The 20699-nt window shown below is 56.2% G+C and carries 14 protein-coding genes; 3 read left to right on the top strand and 11 right to left on the bottom strand.

All coding sequences use genetic code 11. From position 1 onward, the window contains the following. Nucleotides 1-86: 86 nt before the first annotated feature. Complete coding sequence (locus KI379_RS20225) at nucleotides 87-1787, bottom strand: DUF4127 family protein (protein ID WP_212984507.1); 1701 nt, start codon at nucleotides 1785-1787, stop codon at nucleotides 87-89. A 472-nt stretch (nucleotides 1788-2259) separates the two neighbouring features. Between KI379_RS20225 and trhO the strand changes: the two genes are divergently transcribed. After that, nucleotides 2260-3162: an oxygen-dependent tRNA uridine(34) hydroxylase TrhO gene (gene trhO / locus KI379_RS20230; protein ID WP_076169690.1), complete on the top strand. Its 903-nt coding sequence runs from the start codon at nucleotides 2260-2262 to the stop codon at nucleotides 3160-3162. A gap of 220 nt (nucleotides 3163-3382) precedes the next feature. Here trhO and KI379_RS20235 read toward each other — a convergent pair whose 3' ends face one another. The 4 genes from KI379_RS20235 to KI379_RS20250 all read right to left on the bottom strand — a co-directional run bounded on the left by KI379_RS20235 (nucleotide 3383) and on the right by KI379_RS20250 (nucleotide 11541). After that, on the bottom strand, nucleotides 3383-5323 hold the full coding sequence (locus KI379_RS20235) for a DUF2207 domain-containing protein (protein ID WP_212984508.1): 1941 nt from the start codon (nucleotides 5321-5323) through the stop codon (nucleotides 3383-3385). A 370-nt stretch (nucleotides 5324-5693) separates the two neighbouring features. Further along, nucleotides 5694-6776 carry a hypothetical protein gene (locus KI379_RS20240; RefSeq protein WP_212984509.1) on the bottom strand — a complete coding sequence of 361 codons (1083 nt, stop codon included), beginning with the start codon at nucleotides 6774-6776 and terminating at the stop codon, nucleotides 5694-5696. Between the two features lie 226 nt (nucleotides 6777-7002). After that, the gene (locus KI379_RS20245; RefSeq protein WP_212984510.1) at nucleotides 7003-10323 is read right to left on the bottom strand and encodes a DEAD/DEAH box helicase; all 3321 of its coding nucleotides are present in this window, start codon (nucleotides 10321-10323) and stop codon (nucleotides 7003-7005) included. A gap of 144 nt (nucleotides 10324-10467) precedes the next feature. Continuing rightward, nucleotides 10468-11541: an undecaprenyldiphospho-muramoylpentapeptide beta-N-acetylglucosaminyltransferase gene (locus tag KI379_RS20250; protein WP_212984511.1), complete on the bottom strand. Its 1074-nt coding sequence runs from the start codon at nucleotides 11539-11541 to the stop codon at nucleotides 10468-10470. A gap of 271 nt (nucleotides 11542-11812) precedes the next feature. On the opposite strand from KI379_RS20250, the gene KI379_RS34245 reads away from it, so the two are divergent. Continuing rightward, nucleotides 11813-11962, top strand: a complete 150-nt coding sequence (locus KI379_RS34245) for an RAxF-45 family protein (RefSeq protein WP_279628456.1) — start codon at nucleotides 11813-11815, stop codon at nucleotides 11960-11962. Nucleotides 11963-12052: 90 nt separating this feature from the next. After that, nucleotides 12053-14026, top strand: coding sequence for a ribosomal protection-like ABC-F family protein (gene abc-f, locus KI379_RS20255; protein ID WP_212984512.1), 1974 nt, complete (start codon nucleotides 12053-12055; stop codon nucleotides 14024-14026). Between the two features lie 181 nt (nucleotides 14027-14207). Here abc-f and KI379_RS20260 read toward each other — a convergent pair whose 3' ends face one another. From KI379_RS20260 to sdaAB, 6 genes are all read right to left on the bottom strand, one after another. Further along, on the bottom strand, nucleotides 14208-14840 hold the full coding sequence (locus KI379_RS20260) for a 50S ribosomal protein L25 (protein WP_089548292.1): 633 nt from the start codon (nucleotides 14838-14840) through the stop codon (nucleotides 14208-14210). A gap of 291 nt (nucleotides 14841-15131) precedes the next feature. After that, complete coding sequence (locus tag KI379_RS20265; protein ID WP_145131506.1) at nucleotides 15132-15590, bottom strand: cupin domain-containing protein; 459 nt, start codon at nucleotides 15588-15590, stop codon at nucleotides 15132-15134. A 317-nt stretch (nucleotides 15591-15907) separates the two neighbouring features. Beyond that, a complete protein-coding gene (gene pulA / locus KI379_RS20270) occupies nucleotides 15908-18244 on the bottom strand; it encodes a type I pullulanase (protein WP_306433683.1) in 2337 nt (778 codons plus the stop codon). A 411-nt stretch (nucleotides 18245-18655) separates the two neighbouring features. After that, the gene (gene gcvH / locus KI379_RS20275) at nucleotides 18656-19048 is read right to left on the bottom strand and encodes a glycine cleavage system protein GcvH (RefSeq protein WP_076169681.1); all 393 of its coding nucleotides are present in this window, start codon (nucleotides 19046-19048) and stop codon (nucleotides 18656-18658) included. Nucleotides 19049-19096: 48 nt separating this feature from the next. After that, the gene (sdaAA, locus tag KI379_RS20280) at nucleotides 19097-20017 is read right to left on the bottom strand and encodes an L-serine ammonia-lyase, iron-sulfur-dependent, subunit alpha (RefSeq protein ID WP_212984513.1); all 921 of its coding nucleotides are present in this window, start codon (nucleotides 20015-20017) and stop codon (nucleotides 19097-19099) included. Nucleotides 20018-20024: 7 nt separating this feature from the next. Beyond that, a complete protein-coding gene (sdaAB, locus tag KI379_RS20285) occupies nucleotides 20025-20699 on the bottom strand; it encodes an L-serine ammonia-lyase, iron-sulfur-dependent subunit beta (protein WP_076169679.1) in 675 nt (224 codons plus the stop codon).

The raw sequence follows: 20699 nt of genomic DNA on the forward strand, positions 1-20699 counted from the left end.
CACGTCAGCAAGCTATGCGGTTGTATCCGTGCTCGCGCTGGCACCGGATGCCTGCAGCCCCCACGAGCCGCCAGTCGTTTCCCGCCCTAGCACTCTTTCAGCGTCACTTCCGGCCCCAGCGTAATCTCAAACGCCCGCTCCCAAATGAATGCCGGATTGTCGTAGTCCAGAGTCGCGCAAGCATACGTCGCATATGACCATCCGGACGGCTTGATCCGCCAAACGTTCTGCGACACGCCGAGCTCGAATGCCTTTCTGGCAGCCAGCGCCTCCGTGTTCGCCTGCATGCGTTCGCGAAGCATCTCGACCAGAACCTTATAGTCTTCCGGCGAGTTAAACAGGCGAATGTTTTGGTCCGCATACGGTACGTTGGAGTATAGGGTGTGCGCCCGCGAGTATGTCCGAATTTCGGCAATCGTGATCTTCTTATAGTAGTAGTCCTTGAGGAATCGCTTGAACAGCAGCGATCCGTGTGCATTCACTGCCTCCTGCAGCGCCGGCGGCCGATTCTCCGTGCCAAGGTATACGAATCGGGCCTGGGCCATGCCGAGGGCCATACCGATTTTGTTGCCGGCCGTGTTCCACGCGCTGTATCCCAGAAGCTGTCCGGTGGACACGCTGTCGAGCAGCGCTTCGGTTACGGTCGCATCAGCGGCGCCTCCCCCGACAAAATCAATCACCAGCGTCGGGATCCGGCCGGCGCTGTTCTCTTCCATCCGGCTCACGGCGGCGCCGATCTCGCTGGCACTGGTCACCGCCACGATTTCGATATCATAGGCTGCCATGTCAACGAACTCCCCGCCGACGATATCCACATGATGCCGGATATTATCGTGCACGCTCATATACTCGTAAGGATTGACGATGGTCGACCCGTCCGGCCCAAAATATTTGACGCCGTATTTCGGACGGGAGCTGTACCGGTGAAGCTCCTTCGCCATCCGGCCCAGCAGCGAGTATCCCAGCGCATCGGCATCGGGGAGAATAATCGCTTTGTCCGGATTCTGGCCGCCGGTGCCGCCCAAATGCTCATTCACAAAGGCTTCCAGGTAAGCAATCTCGTTAGCCTGTACCCCTTGGGTGTAGGAGTCATCCACCCCCACTGCGAGAAAATCCACGTATCCCTCACGGACGAGCCTTTCAATGATATATCGGTTGGTCTTGAATTTATGCCTTCTGGCATTATAGTACTGCTCTTTGTCAAAAAGGGTTGGCTCTCCAAACGAAGTGCCGTCGGGCTTCGTGTCATACCCTTCCAAAATGCCCTCGAACGTAGTTGCGACCGCCCGCGGCTGCTGGGCAAAGGCTCTGGCTTCATCGTATGCAGCCTGGGTCAGGCCTTCCACAAACACGGTGGTCGCCAGCCGCATGATCGTATCCAGCACATAGACCGGCTTATGCGGGTAGGCCCGCTTCACTTCCCGAACGACGTCCAGCAGTTTGGTGGTCTCGGGGTCGTAATCAGGGTAGGCGCCGCCCGCGCTTGAACGAAGCCGTCTGCTGCCGATTAACCCGCCGTAGGCCAGCATATCGGTCGAAATGATAAATCCGTCTGCCTGAGCGGCGTGTTCCCTGATAAAACGGCGGATATTCCGCGTCTTTCCGTACGTCGGCGATGAGGTGCTCACCAGCTGGCCGCCTTCGGCCACGGCCTTGGAATCGAGGCGATTGGCAATATCCTCGCGGTCGGGGACTATCAGCTGGATCCCTGCGGATCTCCCCTGCACGATCACATCATCCAAATTGGCAGGACGGTCGTCCAGCGGCACATAAAGCACTTTTTTCATAAGAGAACATCTCCTTTGCATGCTTGATTTGTCCTATTACGCGGCGCTGCTGAATACGGTTAAACTCAAGATGGCTTATCATGCCGAAGGAAAGCTTACTCCATGGACAGCTGCATCGGACTTCCGGATATCCGACGCTGCCGCGTCGTTCTTTAAGGGGAGGCACCTTCCATCTTCGGCTGATTCGGATCCGTGAACCTATAATATCATATACCGTTACGATACGCAATATAATATTTGGTTTTTTATTCCTCCAATGAGAAGGATAGCCGCCCTCTAAATTTGCGCAAGCAGACGGAGCATTTTCCAGTATTTCTCGGATTCATTCTCATCTATAGACCGCATCGAAATGGCGTCTTTCAGCTAAGCTATTAGGAATCCTCCCTTCACTTACTATACTTTCAAGTTGACTATGTATGCCCTGTTCATCTACAATATATAAGGTAAATTTACAAGAACAGGTGAAGAAGCAATGACAACGAAGCAAGAATACCGTATTTTGTTATATTATAAATTCGTCAACATCCCTGATCCTGAGCAGTTCACTGCGGAGCATCTGCAGTACTGCAAAGATCTGGGCGTCAAAGGCCGCATCCTGATCGCCTCTGAAGGCATCAACGGCACGCTATCCGGCACCGTGGAACAGACCGAGAAGTATATGAACGACCTGAAAGCGAATCCGCTGTTCTCTGATATCGTCTTCAAGATCGATGAGTCGGAAGGCCATGCGTTCAAGAAAATGTTTGTCCGCCACAAGAAAGAGCTCGTCACGTTCCGTTACGAGGAGCCGCTTGATCCCAACGTCATCGGCGGGAAGCGTCTGTCTCCGGAAGAGTTCCATGAGCTGCTTCAGCAGGATGACGTCATCGTCCTGGACGGCCGCAACAGCTATGAATACGAAATCGGACATTTCCGCGGCGCCATCCGTCCGGATGTCGAGTCGTTCCGCGAATTTCCGGAATGGATTCGCAACAATATGAGCCAGTTTAAGGACAAGAAAATTTTGACCTACTGCACTGGCGGCATCCGCTGCGAGAAGCTGACCGGCTTCATGATCAAAGAAGGCTTTCAGGATGTTGCCCAGCTTGAGGGCGGCATCGTAACATACGGCAAGGACCCTAAAGTCAAAGGACATTTGTGGGACGGCAAATGCTACGTCTTTGACGAGCGCATTTCGGTGCCGATCAACCGTACGGAAGAGGACGTCGTGATCGCCAAGTGCATCCACTGCGGCAAAACGCATGACCGCTATATCAACTGCGCCAACCCGACCTGCAACAAACAGCATGTTTGCTGCGAAGAGTGCGAAGAGATCCATCAGTCCTTCTGCTCCGACGAGTGCCGGGACGTCATCATGGCGGCCAAGACCAACTGATCGGGTCCACCTATCCAAATAAACGGCAGTTTCTCTCTCTGAGAGGAGCTTGCCGTTTTTTTGTTAATACGTGGCGGGCGGAAAGCCGCTTTCTTCCATCCTCCAGGCATAAAAACAGCCCGTCCCTCGAATGCCAGGGAACGGGCTGCTGCGGATTTACGTGGTCATCTCATTCGTTATCGTTATTCCTTGGGCGGTGCAATTGACGATTTGGCGTATCCTAGAACGCGCCGGTTCCCCCGCCTCCGCCTCCTCCCCCGCCGTCACTGAAGCTGGACGAGGAACTGCTGCTGCTTCCTCCGACGCCCATCGGCTTCAGGAGCAGGTGATTTTGCGTATAATTCAAGGATTCCATAATTTCCACGCTGAATAGTGCGGGCACGGCTGCGGCCAAGGCGGCGCCTGACATTCCGGTCTGCTTACGGTGTTTAATATACCGCGGAACGGTCCCAAGCAGGGCGGCATATTCCGCGGCCTGTTCTGTTTCCAGCGGTTCGCCTGCGTAGGACATCTCTCCTTTTCCGAGCGTACTCCGAAGTGCCTTGAGTGCATACCGATAGCGATGCGTCTCCCAGGACAGAACATGAACGGGAATGCTCCATACAAACAGAGCGGAACATACCGTCAGGATCAGATAGTTGCCCGAAATATCATGCACGATTTGGGAACCCATAATAAAGCATGCGAGCAGAAACAGGAAGATCCACAGCTTATTCCGGAAACGGATGGACGCCCATACCCCTCCGGCACCAAGCAGCACGGCGGTTAGCACGATCATGAGCGTGGACGCCGCGTCGGTGTACAGCAGATACAGCAGCAGGCCGTAATTCACCGCGGCCGTCAGCGGAATGAACAGCTTGAGCAGCGGATTAGGCCGGACCTGCCCCGAATAAGGCTGGGTACGCGACAGCAGCCTGATCCACTTCATCAGCCGGTCGGCATGCTTAACCGACTTTGCACGGTACTGCTTGACGATCCTTGCGCTCTGCCGCTCCTTAAACGTTGGTCCCGCCAAGGAATCCAGCTTGAAGATCAGACTGCCGTTGATTTCTTCGAACAGCCAGCCGACAAGATGCTTCTCCGCCGGGTTGAGCTGGTCCATCCTGCCCGTAAAGGTGAACTGCAGCGTGAATTCGGGAGCCGTCGGCTCTTCCTGGAAGCGTTTGGAAGCCGGGACCTGCTTCACGGTCACGTAACCCTTCTGGCGCAGCGATAACAATCCGGCCATGAAGTCTTCCCTTTTTAACCGGCCTTTGCGCAGCATATACATGAGAAGCAGCGGATCCGCTTCATCGATGTCCTGCCGGGTGACATCCCCGCGCCGCAGCCAGGCCGAAATTTTTCTCCACGACAAAGCGTACAGCAGCGCACCTACAATGAAAACAGCCATGCCGACTTGCATAACCGGACGGATGGCGTTCATTCGATCGTCACGGGCGGCAAGCCGTTCCTGGTATTTCTGCTCGGCAGACAGCTGCTTTTGCAAAGAAACCTGTTCCTCGGAAGCCGTCATTTGGGATAGCTGATCCGGTGGAAAATAGACCACCATATGCGCCGTGCCGTCACTCTTCAAATCATCGGTTTCATAGTGAACCGCCGGCGGCCCTTCGCTTGTAATCTTCCCGCCCGAACGGTCATGCAAAAAGGCATGAACGTCTCCGTCCTTATAATCGCCGGGCATAAACAAGTCGACGGACACCTGGTGAAGATCCTCTTGGTTATTTTTGAAGAAGCTCCATTCCAGCTTGCCCGTTTCGCCATACCTGACTGCCGCATGGTCAATCCGGTAGCGGTAATAAACCTGTTTCGTTTCGTTCTGCGCGGCATCGTATATGTAATACGTATCATCGTCGTCGTCCCATTGGACATCCAGCCGCTGCAAGTTTTCGTAGGAGAAACTGCCTAGCTTCGGATGTTCCGGGGGTACATAGGCTTCAAAAAATTCAACCCCCTTCTGGTCTGCCCGATCAATCGCACGCGTCATTCCGTTAAAACTGCCCTTAAAGGTATACGTAAACAGTTCTTCGACATACAAGTCTCCATCCGGCCCGAGGTAAGCCCTGGATTCCACGCGGTCCATTGAGTAGCTCTTCTTGTCTCCGCAGCCGGTTATCCCAAGGACCAGAACTAGGCTGCCCAGCAGTAGCCACCATCTCCTCATGCGCTCACTCCCATCTCCATACTTCTTGCTCTCTCTACTGACTATGCACAGATTCAAAATGCCGCTTCCCTGTCATTCAAAGAGCTGTATTCTCCGGGTTACAGCGGCTGCCATAGACGTTTGCTATTATATTAACAAATGCCCCCTAGTGGAAAACAAGTGCATATGGTACCAAAATATGAGTTTTTTCGCCATTTATTGTTGGAATATACGTCTTCCGTCGCATACTGTCAGCGTCTTTCGGTATGTGTTCATTGGAGGACAGATTGCTCATTTTATGCGTTATAACCTAAAAAAGACTGCCCCGGATGATCAACCGACACAAAAGGTCAGTCACCCAAAGGCAGCCTACAGTAAATGAACATGCTGATTACAGAAGGTCGTCAACCGCTTCAAAACCGGTACCGGGATCGTACTCCATCCGGTGAGCGCAGTGCATCAGTGCTTCCAGGCAGCGTTCACGTCCTGCATGATAGCCGACAAAAAATTTCCGCTCGATGCGGATCGACAGCACCGTAATGTACTCCTCCTGCCCGGTCTTTCCATTCAGTTTAGTGTCCCTCGCCTGCACGACGACCGACTCCAGCGGAAGCAGGGCAAACAGCTCGCCTGCAATCCGGAGGACGGAGCCGCAGATGTATTTCAGCTCCAGGTCATTGCGTTCGGGGACGGACAGTTCAGGCGAAACTACCCCTGCTTCGGTGCGGACTTTCGCCTCGCGCGGGATCACCTGCTGGGAATTGACATCCAGTTCCACTTCCACCTCGGAGCTGCTTCGGACGCTGAACTCGAGGCCGCTCCCCAGCATCGTCAATTCCTGCAGTGGGGCCATCTCTTCCAGAACCCGCAAATAGGCGGTACGGTTGCCGTCCAGGATGTCGTGTGCAAAATCGTTGGCTGCTTTCCATGCCAGATAGTCTTTACGATCCTCTTCCCGGGCCAGCTGAACCTGCCTTTCGAGCTCCTCCCGGATCATGGCGTCCTGCTTGAGGAGCTTCTGGATACGGGTCGGCTGGAACGCAGCCAAATTCCCCTCAGCCAGCTTCTCTTTCGGTCCCTGTTCCCCTCTCGGGAACGGAGGAGCCATGGCGGCAAGAACATCCCAGAATACCGGCTCCCCGTAAGTTTGATCGATCGTCGCAATCCACTCCAGCTGATTGTCATACCAATCGGCCTCAAACGCTAATTTTTCCGCCTCGTTCCAGGCGGTCTGCCCCTGCTGCCGGTTTATAAGTTCACGGCGCTTAATATAAGCGCTGCTGTATGTCGGTGTGGTCGAAAAAAGAGAGGCTATAGAGCCAGCTGCCGCTGACGCAGCCGCATGTTCGTCACGAGGCATATATCCGCTGACAGGCGTCGAATCTGCGCCCTGTTCGCGGCTTCCCCCTGTATCCATGCTGTACAGATGAGGCCCTGAATTGGTTAGGATACCGTAATTGTATCGATTTCGCATACATTCTTCTCCTCATTCCCAAGTCCGTGAATGGATCACAAGTAATAGGTCATTTATACTAAATCATAGAGGTAAATTTCGCCATTGCCGTTCATATTCCTGCATCTTTTTCATGAAAATTTATCGGGATCAAAAGGAGCTCAGCCGATTCTCGCATCTGGACAAGATAAAAAACCGGCCCCTCCCAGGTCCGGTTCATGGTACTTCCATGAATAAAAATGACTCTCTATAAGGCAAGCAGCTCGCGGATTTCCTGCTCAGTCAAGGTCGTGACCGCGTCATCCGCCGACTCCATCACTTCGCGGATCAAATCCTTCTTCCGCTGCTGCAGCTCCAGCATCTTTTCCTCCACGGTGCCCTTCGTCACCAGGCGAATAACCTGGACCACGTTTTTCTGCCCCATCCGGTGGGCGCGTCCCGCGGCCTGCTCTTCCACCGCCGGATTCCACCACAAATCGTACAGGATGACCGTGTCCGCTCCGGTCAAGTTCAGCCCTGTCCCGCCCGCTTTGAGCGAGATCAGGAATACGTCGTTCTCTCCCTGGTTAAACCGCGAGCACGTGTCTACCCTCTCCTTGGCCGGAGTCTGCCCGTCCAGATAAAAGACCGGAATCCCCCGCTGACCCAGCTCGCTGCGGATGATCCGGAGCATGCTCGTAAACTGGGAAAAGATCAGGATCCGCCGCCCGCTGCTGAGGCATTCGTCGACCACGTCCAGCAGCTGGGAGAGCTTGCCGGCCGGACCTTCGTACCCGTCCACAAACAGCGAGGGATGGCAGCACAGCTGACGAAGCCTCGTGATGCCGGCCAATATTTTCATCCGGCTCTTCTGGAACCCCTCCATCTCCAGGTCACGGATCGTCTCTTCTTTGAATTCCTCGAGGTAAGTTGCGTACAGCTTCTTCTGCTCAAGGCTGAGCTCCGAGCGCTGAACCGTCTCGATCCGTTCCGGCAGCTCGTCCAGCACATCAGCCCTTAACCGGCGTAAAATGAACGGCTGCACAATCCGAGAGATCTGGCCGCGGGTCAGGCCGCGGAAAGCTTTCTGACCCGTAAAAAGACCCGGGAATACCGCCTCGAAAATCGACCACAGCTCATCCACCGCGTTTTCGATCGGCGTGCCCGTCAGCGCAAACCGCCGCTCCGCATGGATTTCCCGCACCGCTTGGGCGGTCTGCGTCGCGTAATTTTTGATCATCTGGGCTTCGTCAAGAAACAGGGTGCTGAAGCCCATCTCCCGGTACAGACGGATATCCTTGCGCAGGGACGGATAAGAGGTAATAATGACGTCCGCCTGCTGCGCAGCAAGGCTGTCAGGAGATTCGGTTTCTGCGCCCGCAGCCGCTATGCGAAGCAGGGAATCGCTGCGCTCCTTCCGTGCGCCAAGGGCCACATGAACCTGAACGGACGGAGCGAATTTCTGGAACTCGCTCTCCCAGTTATATACGAGCGATGCGGGGGATACGATCAGGACCGGAAGGTGCCCGCCTTCCTTCTCCCTGCGTTCGGACACAATGTAGGCAATGCTTTGCAGCGTTTTGCCCAGCCCCATGTCGTCGGCCAGAATCCCGCCGAACCGGTAATGGCCAAGCGTCTTCAGCCACTGGAAGCCGTCCCGCTGGTAATCCCGGAGCACGGAGGCAAGCTCCTCGGGCACATTGAAGTCCATCTGCTCGGGATGCGTCATATGATCAATCAGCTGCCGCAGCGATTTCCCCATCTGGACCCCATAAGCCCGGCCTTCCTTGTCACGGAGCTGCAGACCCTTGACCAGAGGAAGATGGATACGGCTGCCGGTAATATCGCCTTTTTTCATCCCGAGCTCGTCATACAGCTCTCCGAAGGTTTGGAAGGCTTCCTTTTCCAGGGACACATACGCACCGCCGGGAAGACGGTAATACTTCCGCTTCTCAATCACGCTCAGCAGCAGCTTGCGGATTTCTTTGTCGCTCACATGGTCCAGCTCAAAGTTGATCTCGAGCCAGTTGGTCGTATGGTCCGTGTCCGCCTTGATTTTCGGAGGCTTGTTCGGATTGTGCATCAGCTGCTTGACAGCGGGAGTGGCGTATACTTGGACCCATTTCTCCAGCTTGGGCAGCAAATGATACAGGACGTCGTATACGCTGTCTTCTTCCGACAGGTCCAGCACCATTTCGTGTCCGTTCTGCACAAAGTCCGTTCCTTTCAACGCCTCGATCATCCGCCGCTCCTTGTCCGTATCCCGGACCAGAATAAAGTCGCCGTCTTTCCGGGCATCCGTATCGGCAAATGCGTCGATCACAATCCCGTCGTACACGAATTCCAGCCTTGCGGTCAGCTCGGTTTCGTCCCGGTCCAAATACAGCTTGGCCACGAGGTCCGGCTGCACCAGCTGATCCCGGACGCTGGCGTCCATGCCGACCTTCCCGATGCGCCGCAAGCCGGGAACCACCTTCTCCATCAGTGCGTCCATCTGGTGCGGTGATATGTTAATCCGCTTATGGTCATAGCGGTATATCAAGGTTTTCATCTCTGACAGCAGGAGCAGGTCGCGCACCGCCAGCCGGTATATCGTGCCGTCAACAGCTGCGCAGCCGTACGCGGTCATCACGACGACCCGCTTCAGCCCGTTGATTTCCAGATGATAGGCGTCGCCGCTATCGATGCTGCCCACATGGAACGACAGCGGGATCTGGCCTTCACCCAGCTGAATCGGCTGAGGCGAAGCATACTCGCGTTCCATCGCGGCCCCGGCCTTGACCAGCAAAGGCAGCAGCTCGTTCCAGCCCAGCGGCGGGATCGTCAGCATCCGCTGGCTGCCCGAGGCTGCGAAGCCGGGAATGGATCGTCCTGCTTCATCATACGCGAACTCGCTGCCGCAAATCCGGATCAGCATGTCGATGACCGCCCAGTCCTCGGGCCGGAACGTGTGCTGCTTCGGGCTGTAAGTGAACAGCTTGGTAAAGGGCAGGCTTCTTCCTTCCTCGATGTGAAGCAGAAACTGCCTGATATTTTGCACGACGTACAGCCGGTTCGGTCCGACCTTCATCTCGATCCTTAACTTCGGTTCCGGCTGATACTCGTCCGTCACTTTGCAGGTCCATTCCACAGCCAGCGTTTCCTTAAGCACGCTCGCCGCTTTCTGGCCGGTCTTCAGCCGTTCGCTGTCCGCCATCTGCTCAAACAGCTCGATCAGTCCGCTGGTGAGCCGCACGTCCCTGGAGGAAACCGCGGGCGTCGGAATCGGGACGACCTCCCCCCGCGGCTGCAGCCGGTCCGCCCCTCCCTTTTCTTCTTCCAGCAGATAGATCAAGACGCCGGCGATATGCTTGCAGTAAGGATAATATCCGCCGAAGCCCGCACAGTGGCAGGTTGCGCTGAAATCCGCTCCGTCGATATCGACCTCCACCCGGTATATATCCTCGTCCTGCACTACCGCTTCAATGTAACGGTTATCGTCATCGCGTTCCACGATCATGACCTGACCGTAGGCGCAGTATTCCTCACCCCGTTTAAAGGCGGATGCACCGCATAATGATCTGATTCTTTGCGAAGTAAAAGCCAGCATGTCTTCCGTCCTTTCCGGTCTCCTGTCCTAAAATCTCGTGTACTCAATATACCATAGTTCGGCTCAGGAAAGCGAAAAATTAGGAACTCTTGTTCTCTATCCGTACAGGTAAAATAAGGTTCCTTTTCTTGGCGCAGACGACCTTTAACGGCTTTTTGCGGTTTCTTTGATCAGCTTGAATACTTCCGCAAGCGCGTCCGTCTTTTGGCCGCTCGCCATGGCCGATACATAGGCATCCCGATGGGCATGCAAAACCCCGATCCGCTCGAGCAGCGTTTGCGGAGTCAGACCTTCCTCTTCCAGCACTTCGGCATAACCCGCTTTTTCGAAAGAACGCGCATTGAGAATCTGATCGCCCCGGCTTTGCTGCCGGGTCAATGGGATGAGAAGCATCGGCTTGCGCAAGGAAAGGAACTCAAAGATCGAATTGGAGCCGGCACGGGTGATCACCAAGTCCGACATCGCCAGCACATCCGGCAGTTCATCGCGAATGTATTCGAATTGACAATAGCCGGGAACCGTCAGCGCCGGATCAAGCTGCCCTTTCCCGCATAAGTGCACGACTTGAAAAGCTTCCGTCAGCTCTGGCAGCGCCTGGCGTACCGCCCGGTTAATGCTCTGCGCGCCAAGACTGCCGCCCATTACCAGCAGAACGGGCCTCTGCGGGGTGAACCCGCACAGCTTCCGTCCGGCGGCAGCGCTGCCCTGTTTCAGCTCATTCCGGATGACGGCGCCGACATGGCGGCCCTTGCCCTTGCCGATATGCGCAGCCGCTTCCGGAAACGTCGTGCACACCGCTTCAGCCATCGGGATGGCAATCCGGTTGGCCAGCCCCGGCGTGATGTCCGACTCGTGAATGATAACTGGCACCCGGTTCAGCCAGGCACCGATGACGACGGGCACCGATACGAACCCGCCTTTGGAAAATACAATATCCGGTTTCCGGCGGCGGATGAGACGGTACGCCTGATAGACGCCCTTGGCGATTCGGAACGGATCCTTGGCGTTTTGCCAGTCTAAATACCGGCGCAGCTTCCCTGTCGATATCGGAAAATACGCCACGTCCGGCAGCGGCGACACCAGCTCCCGCTCGATCCCATTGACCGAGCCTATGTATTCCACCGCCCAACCTTCCTGCCGGAACAGCGGGATCAGCGCCAGGTTGACCGTGACATGTCCGGCGGACCCTCCGCCGGTAAACATTATTTTTTTCTTCATGAGGCCCTCCACTCGTTTCAGCCACTGCATCTTATTGTATTATAATGCCGGTCTGGAGATAAATGCCCGTCCCGCTTTTACAAATCAGCCGTACACACCGACACCCCTTCGACAGCCCGAAGCCGAATTGGGACCACACATCCAAAGCCTGCTGAGGGTTCTGATCCGGGTGATATGGCCATTTTCATAAAATGTTTCATCCATTGCTTGCTTTTAGCACTCGTTGTGGATACAATAAAGCTAACTTTTTTAACAGGGAGGTGAGGTAGAAGTGGTACGCAATTTTGGAAACGACCGGATCAATCAACTGCCGATGATTTTGTCCGGCATTTTTTACAGAGTTCCCGTTAACGGGATCCGTCTGTCCATTTTTAACAATCCGGTTGTTTTACAAAATTGCGAAATGCCGCTCCTACCTTAACTTCAACGGATAAGCGTTGAACGTTCAAGCCGCAGGGACATTTCCCTGCGGTTTTTTTCTGTAGATGCGGCATCTATGGAGGAAAATACAATGATGATTCAATGCAAAAACATACAAAAATACCATGGTGCCCAGCTCGTTCTGTCTGATGTATCCTTTGAAATCCGCGAAGGGGAAAAAGTGGCCCTGATCGGCCGCAACGGCTGCGGAAAAACGACGATGCTCCACTTGCTGAACGGCGGAGACAAGCCGGATCAAGGCGAAATCTCCATTTCGCGGGGCGCCAAGCTTGGCTTCCTCGCCCAAATTCCCCAAGCCGGAGACGGCGAAACGGTGTATGACATCCTGCTGCGCGCTTTTACGGCGCCGCTTGAATGGCAGCGGCGGATGCGCGAGCTGGAGGCGCTGATGTCCGGCCCCTCCGCTTCCGGCGCCAAAGAGCCGGAGCAGTGGCTCGCCGAATACGGCAGGCTGCAGGAACGCTTTGAAGCAGCCGGCGGTTATGAAATGGAAGCGACCATTGACCGCATCGCCGGCGGCCTTGGCATCCCCGCGGGCCAGTACACCCGCCCCTTCGCCTCCCTCTCCGGGGGAGAGAAGACCAAAATCGGGCTCGCCTCCCTGCTGCTTGAGCAGCCTGATGTGCTGCTGCTGGACGAACCGACCAACCATTTGGACATGGCGGCGATCGAATGGCTGGAGCAGTTCCTGAAGGAATACCGCGGCACCGTGCTTACGATATCGCATGACCGTTACTTTCTCGACAAGCTCGTGACCAAGGTGGTTGAGATTGAAGACGGAGAAGCCTTTACCTACCACACCGACTACAGCGGTTATCAGAAGGAAAAGGAAGCGCGGCTCCTGCAGCAGTTTGCCGATTACCAGGAGCAGCAGAAAAAAATCAAAAAGATGCAGGAAAGCATCAAACAGCTGATCGAGTGGGGCAACCGGTCCAACCCGCCGAACGCCGGGTTCCACCGCCGTGCCGCCTCCATGCAGAAAGCGCTCGACCGTATGGTCAAGCTGAAGCGGCCGGTGCTTGAACGAAAGACGATGGATTTGTCGCTGCAGCAGGAAGACCGCTCCGGCAAGCAGGTGCTCGTGTTCGAGGAGCTGGGCAAATCGTACGGCACGCGCACCTTGTTCAAAGGCGTAAACGAAACGCTCCGGTACGGGGAAACTGTCATGCTGCTCGGCGGCAACGGAAGCGGCAAGAGTACGCTGATCAAGCTGGCCCTGGGCGAGCTCGAACCGACCGAGGGGAGCGTGGCCGTCGGCTCGCGCGTCAGCATCGGTTACCTTGCGCAGGAGGAAACGCCGGAAACCGTCAAGCAGAACGTGCTTCAGTACTACCGGGAGCAGGCCGGCATCGAGGAAGGTGAAGCCCGCGGCCGGCTGGCGCGATTCCTGTTCTACGGCGCCGATGTATTCAAAGACATCCGCAGCCTCTCCGGCGGGGAGTGGACGCGGCTGCGCTTCGCCATCCTGATGGAGCAGAAGCCGAATTTGCTGATTCTGGACGAACCGACGAACCATTTGGACATTGACGCCAGGGAAGCGCTGGAGGAGGCGCTCGAGGAGTTCCCCGGCACCATCTTCGGCGTATCCCACGACCGGTATTTTATCAACAGGCTGGCGGCCAGAATTTGGAGCCTGGATCACGGGCAGGTCCGTTCCTTCATCGGTAACTTCGAGGATTACCAACAGGAAATCCGCAAGCTGAGCGAAGCCGAAACGGCGGCGCAGGCGTGGAAGGCAGAGGCCGCTGGCTCAAAGGGCGCGGAAGCCGGCAGCCAGGGCAAGGAGCCGGTATCCAAGCCGGCTGCTGCGCGCCCCGATACCGGCGAGCGGCGTTCCCGGAAAAGCGACGCCTCTGCTTCCATTTCACTCGAGCAGTCGATCAAGGAGCTTGAGGCCCGTCTGGGGCAGATCGACGCCGACATGCTGGAGGAAGGCGCCGCCTCGGATCTGGGGCGCCTGCAGCAGCTTCATGCGGAGCGGGAGCAGCTGCAGGCACAGCTGGATGCGGCGTATGGGCAGTGGCTGGAGCTGCAGGACGCGTAAGCAGGTGATGCTTATGCGGGCGAAACGTACAAAGGCGATTCGCAGTGCACAAGCATACGTACACCCACTTCGCCAAGTGGGTATACGGGCAGTGCATCTCACACATGCCTCATGCAAAGAAAACCCCTGGTCGTGAACGACCAGGGGTTTTCCTGTACAAGCATGTATATGATATGACGTTTTATTCGTTGTTGTCTTCTGCAGCGGTTTCCGCCGCTTCTTCTCCCTCCGCTGCCACGGATTCGTCCGCAGCCTGGGCCTCCGTCGCCATGCGGGATGCCGTTACGGAAGCAACCAGCTCTTCCGGTGAGGCTACGAGCGTTACGCCGGATGGCAGCTGGATGTCTCCGGCTACCAGCTTGTCGCCGATTTCCATATTCGATACGTCCACGGTGATCGCGGATGGCAGATTTGCAGGAAGCGCCTCGACTTCAAGCTCGGTCTCCTGATGCTGAAGCACGCCGCCCACCTTGGTGCCGGCAGCCGTACCTTGGAAGTCGATCGGAACGCGAACCTTGATCGGCTTGTTGGCGGAGATGTGCATGAAGTCCACATGCATCCACTCACCGGCTTTGCGCTGATAATCCTTGATGATCACGTCCAGATCCGACGAGCCTTCCACCTTCAGCTTGAACACTTCGGACCGGCCTGTTCTGGCAACTTTGGCCAGCTCCTTCGCATCGACGCTGACCGGCATGCTCTCGGTCTGTGTCCCGTAGACCACCGCCGGAATGCGTCCGCTTTGTCTCAAGCTGCGCAGGCTCGAATGCTTCGTGTCGGTTCTTCGTTCTGCTGTAAGAGAATGAGATGTCATCTTTTACAACCTCCTCTGATATTTAATCTGTCCCCTGCAGTACACAGGCATATCTATGTATTACCCATTTTGGGCGAAATCAAAACCTTGCAGCGCAAAACAGCCGGCTGCTTTTGAGGCAAGCGGAGTACACCGCTTAGCCTGGAGTACACTGAAGGAAGGAGCAGTATATCTAAATAAAAACGTCTAACAGCGGTCCTTTCCAATATCACAAAAAATCCCGCATCGGTCATTGCAACCGTGCGGGATTTAGGCTGGCCCGGCGAACGGCACATGCCGCTGCCGAAGGTTTTATTTTCCGGATATCATCGTAAAATCGTCAAAATGAAAGCCTGGGGAAACGACGCAGGAGACGAAAACCGGCTCGTCGCCTAGCGGCTTGGCCGCCTGCCAGACATTGGCCGGAACGAGCGCCTGCGGCACCTGGCCTTTATCAACGTCCATTCCCAAAATGATTTTGGTCTCCCCGCCCGGCTGTTCCCCATCGCCTCCGAGCAGCAGCTCGAGCGGACTGCCGGAATGCCACAGCCACAATTCATCAGAATAAACGCGGTGCCACGCGGAGGATTCCTCCGGATGCAGCAGGAAATAAATCGAAGTCGCCGAAGGGCGCGAACCCGAATACTTGGGATCCAGCACGTCTTTCGGGATTTCAAAGGACGCCTTCCATAACTCCTTGTACCACCCGCCCTCGGGATGGGGCAGCATGTCAAAGGTTTTCACCAGAGGCGACAGCAGTTTCTCGGTCATCGTAAGCCTTCTTTCTCTGTTATATATCACCCTATCCAAGGGAATCTCACTTTACTTTATAGGAATCACCCGTTTTTGTAAAATGCATGCATCCCTATTCCGGTTACAGAAAAGAAAGCTCCATATTTCCGTCATACCGTCGCCCCAAGCTTCTAGGCTTCTAGGCTTCTAGGCTTCTAGGCTTCTAAACTTCTCAGCTTGCAAGCTTCTAATGCGGCCAAACCTTCCAACCTGTTAAGCTGCTCCATCCCCAGGTTGCCGTACGCTCCAGCCAGCCCCCTTACACAGCCGGCCGCACTCCTCCCGGCACCCGGGCCTCAGCTGATCTTCTTCCAGTCGTCCGATCCGCTCCGGACAAGCACCTTCAGCTTGCTGTGATGCCATCCGAGCTTGATAAACCGGTCCTGGTCGCAGTCCTTCGCCTCCCACTCGTTAAGCCGCACGATATATCCGATTTCCTGCACGTTCAGCGGGACATATATCGTCGCCACAGCGCGTCCGTCCTCCATCCGGTCAAAATCGACCCGGCGTTCCCGCATGCCGCTGCCCCATACCCATAAGTTCCAGCCGTCATATTTGCGGTCCTGGCGCTCATAATGCAGCTCCACCGTCTTGAGCGGGCGCGGACGGCCGCCTTCTTCCTCATACAGAACCATGACCGACAGGCCTGGGACGCTCACCGTTTCGTCGACGATCATCTCCAGCGCCCCGTTCCGGGCCTGAAGGTTTTTGACGGCCACCTTCCAGCCGGTAATGGAAAACGGAATGTCGACCTGCGCCTCCCGAACGTTTGCGTTGTAGATGACGATGATATTTTTCCACGTATCGCCGTTGGCATGATCCTTCAGCCGGTAAGCGACGACATTGCCGTCGCAGCGCATGACCTCCATGCTCCGTTTGATCTGCTCCTTGTCCGTCATACGGAACGCCCGGTGGGCGCGGCGCAGCGCGATCAGTCCCTGGTAATACTCGAATACCGGCAGGAACCGGGACTTGTTGCTCCAGCGGATGGCGTTAATCGCATCCCCGCTCCGGTAGCTGTTGTGGTCGCCGAATTTGCTGCGGAGCATCTCGTCACCCGCATGAATGAGCGGAATGCCCTGAGAAGTCAGCACGATGCCGTTGGCCAGCAGTGCTCTCCGGACGCTTTCGTTCTCCAGCAGCCGGTCCTGGTCGATGCTCCGGTAAGGATCGGTGGCTGCGACAGCTTCTTCGAGGCTTCCCCCTCCGGCAAGTTGGCCGTTATCGATACCCCGGATCAGATCACCTCCCAGTCCCTGCGTAATCAGTACTTTATCCCACAGGTTAAGGTTGTCGTGAACCGTCACATAGTTGATCGTCTCCGTAGGTGATCCGGTAAAATCGTCGATTGCCCCCTGAATGCCGGCCAATACCGCCGCTTCCTTGCCGGGCTGCCCCGTGGCAAAGCCCTTTCCCGCACCGTCGCTGTCTCCCTTGATGGCCCCCCGGAAATTGTCGTTGAAAACGGCAAAGCCTTTACCCCTTTGGGATCCTTTCAAGGTTTGCTGCTTCAGCGGCGTTTCACCGCCTGTCCAAGGCTCCCCGTAAATCAGCAGTCCCGGATGCTCGCGGCGGAGCTCCTCAGTGATCTGCGCGATCGTGTCCGTGTCGATCAGACCCATCAGGTCAAAACGGAAACCGTCGATATGGTATTCTTCCGCCCAATAGTGCAGGGAATCCTTGATGTATTTGCGGACCATCGGGCGCTCGGTTGCCAGCTCGTTCCCAACGCCGGAGCCGTTGCTGAACCGCCCTGACGCATCGGTCCGGTAAAAATAACCCGGCACAACCTTCTCAAACAGGCCGTCCCCCGCAGAGTAGGTATGATTGTACACCACATCCATCACGACCCGGATTCCTTTGCGGTGCAGCGCCATGATCATCTCCTTGCATTCCCGGATCCGGACTTCGGGGCTTGACGGGTCGGTCGCGTAGGAGCCTTCCGGCACGTTGTAATGCTGGGGATCATAACCCCAGTTGAATTTCGGTTCTGCCGAGTCCGGATCATCGACCGTCAGCTCGTTCACCGTCGCATAATCAAAAATCGGCAGCAGATGGACATGTGTCACGCCGAGTTCGGCCAAATGATCGATGCCGAGCCGGCTGCCGGCTGCGTCCCGCACGCCTGTCTCCGTAAACGCTTTGAACTTGCCTTTATACTGGAGCCCGGAATCCGGGCTGATCGAAAAATCCCTGACATGCAGTTCATAGAGTACCGAGTCTTCCACCCCCAGAAGACCGGGAGTTTCTTCCTCTTCCCAGCCCTCCGGGCTTGCGGCCTTCACGTCGACGATCGCCGTCCGCTGCCCGTTGGCACTGACCGCCCGGGCGTAAGGATCGGCCGCATAAACTTCCCGTCCGTCCGGGTGCTCCACCTTGTACATATAATATTTTCCGGCCAAATCGCCTCTAAAATGAAGTGACCATACGCCGCCTTCCCCGCGTCTCATGCCGATTTCGAACCCTCCGGCGTGATCGGTAAGCGCTCCGCCGTCATAAGTTCCGGCATCGTCATACAAGGCGAGGGTTACCTTCGCCGCCGTCGGCGCCCAAACTTTGAATATACTTTCAAGATGCGTATAATGACATCCCAGGTCGCCGCCTTCATATATTTCCACGTTATTCATCATCATTCATCTCACCACCATGGTTTACCTGAATAAATGCCTCAAAAAATCGCTTTCACTACATCCTATGTTACTTTCTTGCCATTTGTAAGGGGTTCTATAAGCTTTTCCCTGCCCAAATTTACGGGACAGCTGTGACTGCATGGTTAAATCATTATATGCTTGTACGCTAGCATTTACCCCATAGTTGCACGGTTCTTTCAAATCATAGAATAATAGATCCAGGGCAGCTTCCATTTAGCGGCGTATGTACCCTCCTCTTGTTCTTGTTATCGACAAACCGAACCCTGGTCATAAATAACCCGCGCTGCAGGTGCAATAAGCTGTGCCGGGATAATGGGCCCTCGTATAAAATCGTGGTATAAAATCAAAAAGGCTGCGGCACGATGTGCCCCAGCCCCTGTCTCGATATCGTTATTATTCGTTCAAAAATTGCTCATACTGCTCTGCCGTCAGCAGCGATTGCAGCTGCTCGTCCAAATCTCCTTCAACCTCTACCTCGATCATCCAGCCTCCGTCGTACGGCTCGCTGTTGACGAGCTCCGGCTCGCTTTCCAGCGCATCGTTGATTTTGGTCACTTTGCCGCTCACCGGACTGAACAGATCCGACACGGTTTTGACCGACTCGATCGTTCCGATGCTCTCTTCGGCCGCGACGTCGGCGCCGGCTTCCGGCAGCTCCACAAACACGATGTCCCCCAGCTGGTGCTGGGCGAAGTCGCTGATCCCGATGCGGACCACAGATCCGCCTGCCTTTTCCACCCATTCATGATCCTTGCTGTACCAACGGTTCTCCTTCACATTGCTCATCGATTTCGCGTCTCCTTTGATTTCAATTTTGGGGCTGCCGTTAATAGGTTAATCTTCCTTGGCAGGCGCTTTAGCTTCTTTGGCCTTTCTGCGCCGCTGTTCCACCAGTTCCTTGGTCAGCTTGCGGCCAGTTGGCGTCTGGGCGAGTCCGCCCTTCCCGGTCTCGCGGTGCTTGGCCGGCATGGCGCTTCCGACCTCCAGCATGACGCCGATCACTTCATCGGCCGGGATAACGCTGCCAACGCCGGCAAGAGCCATGTCCGAAGCCGCCAGGGCGGTGACGGCCCCCAGCCCGTTCCGGACGATGCAGGGAATCTCCACCAGCCCGGCGACCGGATCGCAGATCAGGCCGAGGCAGTTCTTCAGCGCCAGGCCAACAGCATGAACGGCCTGCTGGGGCGTGCCGCCGCGCAGCTCGACCATCGCACCCGCGGCCATGCCGATCGCCGAACCGACTTCTGCCTGGCAGCCGCCTTCCGCCCCCGAGATCGAGGCGTTGTTGGCTATAACATAACCTATGGCGCCGGCACAGAACAAGCCCTTGACCAAATGTTCGTCTTCCCAGCCGAAGCGTTCCTGGGCGCTGACGAATACGCCGGGGATGATTCCGCATGAGCCCGCTGTCGGCGTCGCGATAATGCGTCCCATCGAGGCGTTCACTTCCGACACCGCCAGCGCGTAGGCCATCGCCTCGGCCGCAGGGCCGCCAAGCGATGTTTCGCCCTGCTGCATATAATCGGACACCTTTTTGGCATCGCCGCCGGTGAGTCCGCTCCGCGACTTGGTATTGCCGGTGAGCCCCTGGCGCACCGCTTCCTTCATCACACCGTAATATTCGGCCATTTGCCGGAATACTTCCTCGCGGGAGACGCCCGTTTCGCGCGCCTGATCCTCAAGCATAACCTCGGCAATCGTCTTGTTCTCCTGGCTGCAAATGTCCGCCAGCTGTTCGAGGGTCTCGAATCTCATATGATGGTTAGCTCCTTTTGGTCAAATCGATCATCGTTACTTCCTTAATGTGGGGAAGCTTGCGGATGGCCTGAATCGTGGTCTCCTCCGGAGCGGAATCCAGCTCGAACACGGTCATCGCATCCCCGCTGCGTCCCTTGCGGTCCACATCCATATATCCGATATTATATCCGTCCCGGCTGAGCAGCGCGGTCATGTTGGCCAGAACGCCCTGGCTGTCGGAATGCTTCACCGCCAGGGTCGGGTATTCGCCCGTGATCTGGACGTCAAAACCGTTCAGCGAATATACCGCGATCGTCCCGCCGCCAATCGAGGCGGCTACGATTTCAGCGGTCCGGCCGCCCCCGGTCAGCTGGATTTTGACCGAGTTCGGATGCGGTCCGTTGCCCCGGCCCTGAACCCACTCCAGGGTCATGCCGGCTTCTTCGGCCAGCACGTCCGCCTGCGGAATCCGCTGATCATCCGTTTCATAATCCATCAGCCCGGCGGTCAGCGCCAAATCGGTTCCATGTCCCCAATACGTCTCTGCAAAAGAACCGAACAGCGTCATCTTGGCCGTCTCCGGCTGGCTGCCCAGCAGCTGACGCGCCACTCTGCCGATGCGTACCGCTCCAGCGGTGTGCGAGCTGGAAGGCCCCACCATGGAGGGACCGATGATGGAAAACACATTTTTAAATCTCAC

Source organism: Paenibacillus cineris (assembly GCF_018333335.1).
In the GTDB taxonomy this organism is placed as follows: Bacteria; Bacillota; Bacilli; order Paenibacillales; family Paenibacillaceae; genus Paenibacillus_AQ; species Paenibacillus_AQ favisporus.

Excerpts from the sequence above, each read along its gene's own strand:
- KI379_RS20225 (WP_212984507.1), bottom strand. The coding sequence starts at position 1,787 with ATGAAAAAAGTGCTTTATGTGCCGCTGGACGACCGTCCTGCCAATTTG.
- trhO (WP_076169690.1), top strand. The coding sequence starts at position 2,260 with ATGACAACGAAGCAAGAATACCGTATTTTGTTATATTATAAATTCGTC.
- KI379_RS20235 (WP_212984508.1), bottom strand. The coding sequence starts at position 5,323 with ATGAGGAGATGGTGGCTACTGCTGGGCAGCCTAGTTCTGGTCCTTGGG.
- KI379_RS20240 (WP_212984509.1), bottom strand. The coding sequence starts at position 6,776 with ATGCGAAATCGATACAATTACGGTATCCTAACCAATTCAGGGCCTCAT.
- KI379_RS20245 (WP_212984510.1), bottom strand. The coding sequence starts at position 10,323 with ATGCTGGCTTTTACTTCGCAAAGAATCAGATCATTATGCGGTGCATCC.
- KI379_RS20250 (WP_212984511.1), bottom strand. The coding sequence starts at position 11,541 with ATGAAGAAAAAAATAATGTTTACCGGCGGAGGGTCCGCCGGACATGTC.
- abc-f (WP_212984512.1), top strand. The coding sequence starts at position 12,053 with ATGATGATTCAATGCAAAAACATACAAAAATACCATGGTGCCCAGCTC.
- KI379_RS20260 (WP_089548292.1), bottom strand. The coding sequence starts at position 14,840 with ATGACATCTCATTCTCTTACAGCAGAACGAAGAACCGACACGAAGCAT.
- KI379_RS20265 (WP_145131506.1), bottom strand. The coding sequence starts at position 15,590 with ATGACCGAGAAACTGCTGTCGCCTCTGGTGAAAACCTTTGACATGCTG.
- pulA (WP_306433683.1), bottom strand. The coding sequence starts at position 18,244 with ATGATGATGAATAACGTGGAAATATATGAAGGCGGCGACCTGGGATGT.
- gcvH (WP_076169681.1), bottom strand. The coding sequence starts at position 19,048 with ATGAGCAATGTGAAGGAGAACCGTTGGTACAGCAAGGATCATGAATGG.
- sdaAA (WP_212984513.1), bottom strand. The coding sequence starts at position 20,017 with ATGAGATTCGAGACCCTCGAACAGCTGGCGGACATTTGCAGCCAGGAG.